The organism is Acidovorax sp. HMWF018 (assembly GCF_003061035.1).
In the GTDB taxonomy this organism is placed as follows: Bacteria; Pseudomonadota; Gammaproteobacteria; order Burkholderiales; family Burkholderiaceae_C; genus Acidovorax; species Acidovorax delafieldii.
In genome coordinates this window covers 1-9,946 of sequence record NZ_QAIM01000152.1, presented here as the reverse complement: position 1 = coordinate 9,946, position 9,946 = coordinate 1, and the positions used below count along the sequence as shown (strand labels likewise).

7 protein-coding genes are annotated in these 9,946 nt (G+C 68.1%); 3 read left to right on the top strand and 4 right to left on the bottom strand.

Translation table 11 applies throughout. From position 1 onward, the window contains the following. Nucleotides 1–516: 516 nt before the first annotated feature. The 3 genes from DBR23_RS05825 to DBR23_RS29530 all read left to right on the top strand — a co-directional run bounded on the left by DBR23_RS05825 (nt 517) and on the right by DBR23_RS29530 (nt 3,007). Nucleotides 517–1,020, top strand: coding sequence for a MarR family winged helix-turn-helix transcriptional regulator (locus tag DBR23_RS05825; RefSeq protein ID WP_017404454.1), 504 nt, complete (start codon nt 517–519; stop codon nt 1,018–1,020). Nucleotides 1,021–1,396: 376 nt separating this feature from the next. Beyond that, entirely contained in the window at nt 1,397–2,680 is a 1,284-nt protein-coding gene (locus tag DBR23_RS05820) for a citrate/2-methylcitrate synthase (RefSeq protein WP_017404455.1), read from the top strand. Between the two features lie 171 nt (nt 2,681–2,851). Beyond that, nucleotides 2,852–3,007: a hypothetical protein gene (locus tag DBR23_RS29530; protein WP_158276426.1), complete on the top strand. Its 156-nt coding sequence runs from the start codon at nt 2,852–2,854 to the stop codon at nt 3,005–3,007. A gap of 16 nt (nt 3,008–3,023) precedes the next feature. Here the strand turns inward: DBR23_RS29530 and DBR23_RS05815 are convergent, their stop codons facing one another. From DBR23_RS05815 to DBR23_RS05795, 4 genes are all read right to left on the bottom strand, one after another. After that, the gene (locus DBR23_RS05815; RefSeq protein WP_199227645.1) at nt 3,024–4,073 is read right to left on the bottom strand and encodes an alpha/beta fold hydrolase; all 1,050 of its coding nucleotides are present in this window, start codon (nt 4,071–4,073) and stop codon (nt 3,024–3,026) included. Nucleotides 4,074–4,648: 575 nt separating this feature from the next. Beyond that, on the bottom strand, nt 4,649–6,151 hold the full coding sequence (locus DBR23_RS05805; RefSeq protein WP_017404458.1) for an aldehyde dehydrogenase family protein: 1,503 nt from the start codon (nt 6,149–6,151) through the stop codon (nt 4,649–4,651). Then, a complete protein-coding gene (locus DBR23_RS05800; protein ID WP_059400360.1) occupies nt 6,148–7,956 on the bottom strand; it encodes a thiamine pyrophosphate-binding protein in 1,809 nt (602 codons plus the stop codon). Before DBR23_RS05800 ends, DBR23_RS05805 begins: the two co-directional genes overlap by 4 nt. A 12-nt stretch (nt 7,957–7,968) precedes the next feature. Beyond that, the gene (locus DBR23_RS05795) at nt 7,969–8,961 is read right to left on the bottom strand and encodes a tripartite tricarboxylate transporter substrate binding protein (protein ID WP_026062146.1); all 993 of its coding nucleotides are present in this window, start codon (nt 8,959–8,961) and stop codon (nt 7,969–7,971) included. Nucleotides 8,962–9,946 lie beyond the last annotated feature (985 nt).

Genomic DNA, 9,946 nt, shown 5'->3' with positions numbered 1-9,946 from the left:
GGCCGCGTGTCGCAGGCACCGTGGTCTGGTCAAGAGGTGCGCAACTCCCGCACGCGCATCCCGGGCGGCGCAGCCGCGGAGCGGGGCGCTGAAGCCAATCGGCCGCCGCTGTCTCGAGCGGACGGGAAGCCGCTCGCTGAAGGTTGACGCGCCGAAGTGCGCGCGTAGCCTGGTGCCAAGCGTGCGACGCGGGGCGAAAAGTCTATGGCCTGCCAGAACGAAGGCGTTGGGCATCGTCCCGGCATTGCCCGTGCAACCGCATGGTTTTGTGATCTGGATCAGCATGCCGCCTACTGAGAACAGCAGAATGTACGGTGCTATATTTGTGCGGTCCGCTTGGCCTGGGCAGCACCTTTTCAACCTCCTCCCGCTTCTTCGTGTCCGTCGGCTCGTTCATGTACGCCGATCGCCGCTGTCTTGCAGGGGGTCGGCCGGGCAGAGCGTCCGTTGGGATGCATTGAGGAATGAAAATTGGCAAAAAAGGCAGGGAAAGAGTCGGCGGAGGTAGCGAGCCGTATGCTGCAGCACTGGCATGAGGGCGTTCCCGACGACCGTTTAGCGCATCTGGTGAAGGACGCGACGCGCTCCTTTCTTCGATCGCTGCAGACCCGTCTTGCGCGCCACGACGTCCAACTCGGCCATTGGACCTTCCTGCGGATTCTCTGGGAGAAGGATGGGCTCACCCAGGCAGAACTGAGCGCGGAGGCCGGTGTGATGGCGCCCACCACGGCGATCGCCCTGAAGGCCATGGAGGAGCTCGGGTACGTCCTGCGAAAGCAGCGTCCCGACAACCGCAAGAGCATCTACGTTTTCCTGACGCCGGCGGGCAAGCGCCTCAAGGCGAAGCTCGTGCCCTTGGCCGAGGAGGTCAACGCGCTCGCCATCAGATCCCTGACGGATGCCCACATCAGCATCGTGCGGCGCTCGCTGCTGAAGATCATCGACAACCTGGCGAGCGACGAGTGCATTCAGGATGATCCGAAGCGGACAGGCGCCGCTCAGTCATCCGCAAGACCGTAGCCCGCGCTGCCGATGGCCGCGCCCTGGGTGCGGCGCGCCATGGAAGCGCACCGCGCCTCGCGGCAGTGCCACGCTCTCCCCAATCCCTCAAATGCATCGGTCCCGCCGCGGCGCAGTGCGCCCGAGCGGCCAGCCGCGCCGCATCGGTCTCGATGTGGGTCGACGAGTCGACGATGCCACCCAGTGGACCCCGCGCGCCACAGGCGAGTGGCATGGATGCCCCATGGAACGCACGCCGGAACCCGCCGGGCCAGTGCCGCCGTCTTCTGCCTGGCAGCCTGTGAGATAATTAGAGACCTAATGATTAGACCTACGGAGACATAGCGCGGTTTCGGGATTTACGTGCCGTCGAACGCTGGAATCGCGCGGAGCCCACATGAGCACATGCCCCGATCCCACGTCGTGCCGGCAGCCGGATTTCCTGGATGCGAAAGCCAGTCTTGCCCTTCTGGGCGTCCGCCCGCAGACGCTCTACGCCTATGTGAGCAGGGGGGCCATCCGCAGCGTGCCCCAGCCCGGAACGAAGGCGCACCTGTACAGCCGCTCGGACATCGAACGGGTCATGGCGCGCGCGGCCGCCCGTGCAGGCCATGCCGCGGCGGCAGCCGGTGCGATGGACCATGGGCCGCCCATCGTCAGCAGCGGTATCACGGAAATCACCGAGGCGGGTCCAGCCTACCGGGGCTACTTGGCCTGCGACCTCGCGCGGCAAGGCGTTCCGTTCGAGCGGGTCTGCGAATTGCTCTGGGGCGCTCCTCTCGATGTCGCGAGGGCCGGCGCCTGGAGAATCCCTCCGCGCGACCAGGCACTGGCCCGCGAGGCCGGTTTGCGGATACTGCACGGTACCGATCCTCACCGCGTGTACGGATCGCTCGCGATGCTGGCTCTCCAGTTGGAGCGCAGCCGCAGGATGTCGGGCGGTGGGGGTCTGGACGCGGGCGTCGTGCAAGAGGCGCGCTTGCTGATCTGTGCCGTGGCGCAAGCGCTGGGATGCGTCGGCCCGGCCCGCGCGCTGACGCTGCCGGAGCGCTCCGAATCGATCGCTTCGACGCTGATCCGGTCCTTCGGATGCGAAACCACGCCAGCGCGGATCCGCGCGGTGAACGCGCTGCTCGTGCTCCTCGCGGACCACGAACTGCCGCCGGGCACCCTGGCCGTCCGGGCGGCTGCCTCGGGAGGCGCGAACCTTTTCGACTGCATTGCCGTGGGCATCTGCGCAAGCGCCGGGACCGAGATCGCCGGGCACTATGCGGTCGTGGACCGGTTCCTCACCGCAAGGCCGTCCGCGACGGCGCTGCGCGACAAGGCCCTGCGCCTGCACCAGCGGGCGCAGCGGATCCCCGGCTTCACGCATCCGCTCTACCTGGGCGGCGACCCGCGCGCGAAGCACCTGCTCGCCATCGCCACCGAACTGGCTGACGACTCCTTCAACATGCGACAGGTCGCCGACTTCGTCGGTTGGGCGAAGGAGAATCTCGCGGACCATCCAAGGCATGAGTTCGCCGTCGTCTGCCTGGTGCGGGCGCTCCGGCTTCCCGTCTGGTCGGCAGCGGTCTTCTTCCTGGTGGCGCGCATGGCCGGCTGGGCTGCGCATGTGCAGGAGCAGCGCGGCGTGACCGGCCTCTGGCGGCCGCGCGCCCGTTACGTCCCCCGCCCATGAGCGTGGCAGGGCCCGTGCGCGTCGCTAGCGCCGCCCTGTGTCGCTCGGAGCCGAGAGGCGATCCTCTGGAGGAGCGGACTGGACGCCGGGCATTGCGGGCCCGCGGCAACCGGCCTGCCGCTGCGAACTCGTGCGTCTCCCTCTTTGCGAGGGGCAGCCCCGATGACGGCGATGGCCACTCCGCATTTGCGCTGCCGCCTGCTAAGCGGTGCGTCCGCGCGGTGGTGGTTGGAAGAGGGCATGGTGCGGGTGGAAGACCTGCCGCGCGTCACCGACCTGGCCTACTCCAACAGCCTGCGCCGCTGGATCACGGCGGAGTTGGCCTGAGCACTGCCCGGAGGTACTAGGACGCCGAGGCGCTGAATTTGCCGGTCTGCAGCCAGGCGGCAATACCGGCTGCCAACTGGTCGCTGTTGCTCTCCATCATCATCATGTGGCCGTTGCCCTGGATGCCCCGGTCGCCCAGCGGAATGAATTCCGCGCGCGCCCCGATGTCGTTCAGCCAGTCGACGATGGGCTTGTCGATGGCGGCCGTGTGGTCCGCGTCGTTGGTGCCCATGATCAGGGCCACGCGCTTGCCCTTGTAGCCCGAGGGGTCGGTCACACGGGGCGCGCTGTTCTCATAGTTCACCCGCTCTAGCAGCAGGCGGGGCGGAATGACGGTCAGGCTGGCCAGGTAGCTGTCCAGGTGCTCGCGCGGGAAGCGCGTGCTGCTGCCGACCAGCTTCTTCGTGGCCCAGCCCGGTTCTGCAACGAAGGGCAGCTTGCGGCTGAGCTTGAGCACCGGAGCGCCGGGTGCCAAGCGGACTTCCACGTCGTCCGACGTGCTGGACAGGAACTCGGTCGGCGCGCTGACGTTGGCCGGCCCGCCAGGTGCGATTGCCACCAGGGAGACGATGCGGTCGCCGAAGAGTTCGAGCAGCTTCCAGCCGAAGGGGCCCGACATCGAATGCGTCATGACGATCGCCGGGCGGTCCAGCGTGGCCAGCACCTTGCCAAGGCCCTTCACGACCGTCTCGCCCGACAGGTCGTCGTAGGGGATGTAGCCGCTGCGACCGGTGCCTGCCCAGTCAGGGACCACCACCTGGTAGCCCTGGGCTGCGAAGAAGGGCGCCCAGCCCGGGCGGCCATCGGCGGTCGCCATGTAGCAGGAGCCGGTGTGCGCCCCGCCGTGGATCAGCACCATGGGCGGCTTGCGGGTCTTCGCGACCGGCTCCAGAACCTCGTAGTAGGTCGAAGGACCGGCCACAAAGCCGCTGCGCACCCGCACGGCGGCGTGGGGGGGCGTGCTGGCGCCGGAGGCGCCGGTGCTGGTGGCCGCGGCTAGGACGGCACCCATGCCAGCACTGGTGCGGAAGAACCTCCGGCGGGAGGCGGGGGGCGTGTTGTGCATCTTGTCTCCTGGTTCTCTGTGGCATTGGCATCGACTCTGGCAGTGCAGGACGGTCGCCGGAGCGTCTGGCGAGGACGGCCCAGCGCGGCCAGGCCATGCCGACCATTATTGTTAATCGACTAACAATATGAAAGCTGGGGCGAACCCTGTTGTGCGCTGTCCAGCCGCCGCGACAGCACCTGCACCTCCTCACTGAACGTGGGCGGAGCGACGCCCTGGCCCCAGACCTCGAGGAGCTGTGTTGCGTCGTCATGCCGCAGATGTCGATGGGCTCGAGGAGCGACCTGGCCGGCTACTCGCAGGAGAGATTTCCCGAGGCGATATGCGAGTTGCGCTTGGGGGCAGGCCGTACGGTGGATGGGCGCGGCGGAACCAGCGTTCCGCATGGCGCGGGCCCCTTTAGCATTCCGGCGGGCCGGGCGCTGGACAGGGTGGTCGCTCGACAGGCGAAGGAAGACCTGTGTTCATACGGATCGTGGCTGGAGAGCGCGTCGCATCTTGCCCGGTACACGAAAGCGCGCAATCCACGATGCCGACGACGAGCCTCTTGGCAACCTATCGAGCAACCATGGTCTCTAGCCGAGCTTCACGTTGACGTTCTTGAGCTGCGTGAACTCCAGCAGTTCCTCCTTGGACTCCTCCCTGCCGACGCCGGACTGCTTGTAGCCGCCGAACGGCGCGCCAGGGATGTGCACCGAACACTCGTTGACCCACACGTAGCCCGACTGGATCCGCTTGGCGGCGCGCAGGCCGGTGTTCAGGCTCGTGGTCCACACCGAGGCCGTCAGTCCGAGCTCCGTGCCATTGACCTCGACCAGCATCCGGTCCTCGTCGTCCCAGGAAAACACCGAGAGCACGGGGCCGAAGATCTCCTCGCGCGCGATCCGCATGTCGGGCCGCACGCCCGTGAAGATGGTCGGCTCGATGAACAGGCCGTCCTTCAGCTGCGCATCGCGCGCCGCGTGGCCGCCGGTCAGGAGCACGGCGCCCTCGTCGATGCCGGCCTGGATGTAGTGCAGCGCGCGGTCGTACTGGGCGCGGCTCGCCAGTGCGCCCATCGTCGTGTCCAGGTGGGTCGCGATGCCGGGCCGGTGTTTGCGCGCCAGTTCCTCGGCCATGCGCTGCATGAATTCATCGTGCAGGGAGCGGTGCACGTACAGGCGGCTCGTGGAGCCGCACGACTGCCCGCACCACGTGAAGTTCATGCCGCGCACGGCCCCCTCCACCGCGCTGCGCAGGTCCGCGTCGGGATAGATGACCATCGCGTTCTTGCCGCCCAGCTCCAGCAAGGTGCGCTTCATCGTGTCCGCGGCGGACCGCAGCACGGCCTTGCCGGCGCCGACGCTTCCGATAAGCGCGACGGCGGCCACATCCGGGTGCGCGGACAGCGCGGCACCCGTCTCGCGTCCGCCAGCGATGCAGTTCAGCACCCCCGGGGGGAACAGGCCGTCCAGGATCTCCATCAGCCGGATGGTCGACAGCGGCGCCTGTTCCGGCGGCTTGAGGATGACCGTGTTGCCCGCCGCGAGCGGCGCGGCGATCTTGCCTGCCGCGAACATGAACGGGTGGTTGAACGGGAAGATCCGTGCGACGGGGCCGAGCGGCTCCCTGAGCGTGTAGTTCAGCGCGCCGTTCGCGGTCGGGATGGTCTCGCCCTTGATCTCGAGCACCAGCCCCGCGAAATAGTCCAGCTGGGTGGCCGCGATCTCCGCGTCCATCTGCATGGCGCGCACGGGATTGCCGCAGTTGGCGGCGTCCAGCAGCGCCAGTTCCCGCGAATGCAGCCGCACGCGGCGCGCGGCCTCCCGCAGCAGCGCCGCGCGCTGCAGGGGCGGGGTCTCGGCCCAGGCCGGGAAGGCGGCCTTCGCCGAGGCGACCGCGGCGTCGACCTCCGCCGAACCCGCCGAGGTCACGTCGGCCAGACGCTCGCCCGTGGACGGGTTGAAGGTCGCGATCGCCTGGTCCGCTCCTTCATGCCAGCGGCCGTCCCAGAACAGCCCGCTCGACCGGGGCAGGACTCGCTGGACGTAGGGGCTCAGGTCGCCGCTGTCCGGCAGGACGATGGGGGCCGCTGTCATGGCTGGCCTCCTTCCTGGTCCTCATGGGAGCGGGTCATGCCGGAGGCCATCGCGGCGCTGTAGCCCGGCGTGACGTGCACGTCGACGACGACGGTCGCTCCATCGCGCACCGCAGCGACGGCGCGGGCCAGGACCTCGTCGAGCTCCGACGGGCTGTCCGTCGGTCCGAGGCCCTGCAGCCCGAGCCCGCGCGCGAGCGCGGCCAGATCGGGGTCCGGATCTCCGATGCGCTGCCCGATCCACCGGTTCTGCACCGGGCGGTCGCGATCGCGGGCCACCCGCTCCTGGTGCAGCTCGTCGTTGAAGAACGACCGGTTGTTGCAGACGATGGTAAGCAGGGGAACGCCAGCATTGGCGGCGGTCCACAGTGCTGTCATGCCCATCAGGTAGTCGCCGTCGCCGGTCATCAGCACGGGCAGTCGGTCGGTTCCACGCAGCGCCAGCGCGGCGCCGACGGCCATGCCCGGCCCGGAGCCGATGCCGGCGCCGCCGTCCATGCCCAGGTAGTCCAGCGGATCGCGGAAGTGGCCCATCTCGCCGCTCCAGCCCAGTGGCACACGGATCAGGGTGATGGGCTGCGTGCCCGCGGCCCGGCGCAGGGCGTCGGCGACCATCGCGATGCTGATCGTCCCGTCTTGCGGAACCGGGGGCATGGCCATCGGGCTCTTCGGGGCCTGGAGGGCCGAAGGGCGCTCGGTGCAGGCAGCGCAGAGAAGGGGCACGGCGACGTCCGGCTCCACCGGCATGAACACGTCCACCGGCGGCAGGCCCTGGTGGTCCATGCTCCAGCCCCGGTGGCTGTAGTGGTCGAGCGAGACCTGGATCACCTTGGCGCCGACGCTCTCGTTGCGCCACGCCTGCTGCAGCGTGCCGTTCAGGTCGTACCAGTCCAGGCTCAGCACGACGTCGGCGGCGCGCAGCGTGGCGGCCGCGTCCGGGGTCAGGAAGACGCCCGGCACGGCCGCGTGCAGCGGATGGTCGGTGGGGAACGATGCGCCGGCGCGCAGGTCCGTAAGGACCTGCGCATTCAGCTTCTCGGCCAGCTCGATGCGCTGGCGCCAGCCCTCGCTAGACCTGGAGACCCGCCCCATCAGAATGACCGGGCGGGCCGCGGAGGACAGCAGCGCTGCGGCTCTGGCCAGCTCATCGCTGCCCGGCACGGCGGGGGAGGGAACCTGGTAGCGGCTGACGTCCGGCAGCGCCGGGATCGCATCGATGCGCGTCTCCTGCAGCGAGACATCGAAGCACACGTAGGTGGGGCCGGCGGGTGCGGTCAGCGCGATCTGCTTGGCCCGCAGCAGCGCCTCGTACGACGCGGCGACGGAAGCCGGCTGCGCGTCCCACTTGCTGAAGTCGCGCACCAGCGCGCCCTGGTCCTGCGCGGTGTGCATCCAGTCGATCCAGGGGCGCCGCTTGGCCGCATCGACCGGGCCCGTCGCGCCCAGGACCAACACGGGCACGCGGTCCACCCAGGCGTTGAAGATCGCCATGGACGCGTGCATCAGGCCCACGTTGCTGTGAACGATCGCCGCCAGCGGCTTTCCGGCGACCTTCGCGTAGCCATGGGCGATCGCGACGGCATGCTCCTCATGGAGCACGACCAGCATCTGCGGGTCGATGTTGCCGAGGTGGTTCACCAGGCTGTCGTGCAGACCGCGGAAGCTCGACCCGGGGTTCAGGAGGACATAGGGGATGTCGAGCGCGCGGATCATCTCCGCGATGGCGTCGCTGGCCCACAGGCTGCCGGCGCCGGCGCCCGCTGCGGGAATGTCGCGGCGCAAAGGAATGGCTTGCTTCGAATTCAATGGGTGCTCCGCTCAATCGGCCTTGATGCCCGCGCTCTTGATGACGCTCGCCCACCGCGCGGTGTCCTTCTCGACGAGCTTGGTCATCTCCTGCGGCGTGCTCGGCCGCGTCTCGATACCCTGCTCGGCGAGCTTCTCCTTCACCTCGGGCTCGTTCAGGATCTTGGTGACATCGGCGTTGATCCGCTTGATGACCGCCGCAGGGGTCCCCGCGGGGGCCGCCAGGCCGAGCCAGATCTCGCTGTCGTACTGGGGCAGGCCGGCCTCGGCCATGGTCGGGACATCGGCCAGCAGGCTGGCGCGCCGGGTGCCACCCACGGCGAGCGCGCGCAGCTTCCCGGTGCGGATGTGCGGCAGCAGCGAGTTGATGGCACCGAACTGCAGATCGACCTGCCCGGCCAGCATGTCGGTGATGGCCGGCGCCGCGCCCTTGTAGGGGACGTGGGTGATGTCGGTGCCCGTCATCGCCTTGAAGAGCTCCGCGGACAGATGCTGCGGGCTGCCGGAGCCCGACGAGGCATAAGTGAGCTTGCCCGGAGTGGCCTTCGCGAGCGCCACGAGTTCCTTCACGGTCGTGGCCTTCACGTTCGAGTTCGCTACCAGCACGACCGGCACCGCGCCGAGTTGCGTGACCTGGGCGAAATCGCGCGCGACGGCGTACGGCGTCTTCGGCAACAGCACCGGATTGATGGACATGGTGTTGTTGTTGGTGATCAGCAGCTTGTAGCCGTCCGCAGGGGCCTTGGCCACGTGGTCGGTCCCGATGCTTCCGGCCGCGCCTGCCTTGTTGTCCACGATGACCGGCTGGTTCCAGATCTGGCTGAGCCGCTGGCCGATCACGCGGGCGATGACGTCGTTGCTCCCGCCGGGAGTGAAGGGCACGATGAGGGTGACCGGCTTGGTGGGATAGTTCTCTTGTGCGATGGCCGAGTGGCCGAAGCCTGCGGCGATCATGGCGGCGGCCGCGAGCAGCGAGCGCCGAGTGGGGCTTGATGGATTCTTCATGGTGTCTCCGGTTGCAGGCAACTACACGTGCCCTAAGAAGATCCCGATCCTAGGAACAAGGTTGATGTGCATCAAGCTTGAATGCGCGGTCAACCTATGAAGAAGCAACGCGGCGTGGCAGCCCGCGTGGCGAGCTAGGGTTCATCCCGAGGTTGATCGATGGTTCAACCGGCGCCGCCCGGTGGCCATCCTGTCCTCCAGGGTGCGCAGGGCTCTCGCGCCCGGAGGTGCGCTGTGCGCCCGCATGGCCAATGCGCTCGGCTTCCATCGTGCCTCGCGGGCATTGGTGAAGACGCCGCACTGTCCTGACAACCGGTCCGCATGTCCGTGTGCCGCTGCACGGTGACCACGGTCTCGCGCACCGGTGCAGCGGGCCGGCGATGGCCCGATAAGCAGCGCGTGGAACTTGGAAGAACGCCGCTGGCGGACGTGCCCGCGTGCCCGTGAACGGCGGGCAGAGGCCGGCGCGCGACTGGCTCGCTGGCCAGGCACCCCATCGGTTGTGAATCGACGTTGCACCGTCTTCGTTCGTCCATTGCTCCTTGCGGCGACAACGGGATTCGAACCCGACGGGATGCTGCGGAGTCCGGCGCGAGGCATTGATCATCCAATCAATCCGGGTTGGTTCCGATGCCGTGCGGGATGGTCTCTGCCAGTGTTTCGCGGCCACCAACGGGTCAGGCGTGAAAGCGTCGCACGCCCGCCACAGCCGGGCGTTCTGAATCCGGAAAATTTGATTAGGCGACTATCAAAAAGATTAGGCGTCTATCTATACTGAACGAGCCGGAGGAACCACGATGAACCCGCGAGTCATCGAACGATGTGGTCTTTGGCGGGCTGCGCGTGGAGCTTTCCCATGAGACGCCAGGCGCAATGTGAAGAAGAGGAATCGGGGCCAAGCCCCAAGTTCAACGAAGGAGACAACTATGAACGGAATGGCCAAGCATGCGGTTGCATGCGCCGCGCTGCTGTGCGTTTGCGGCGC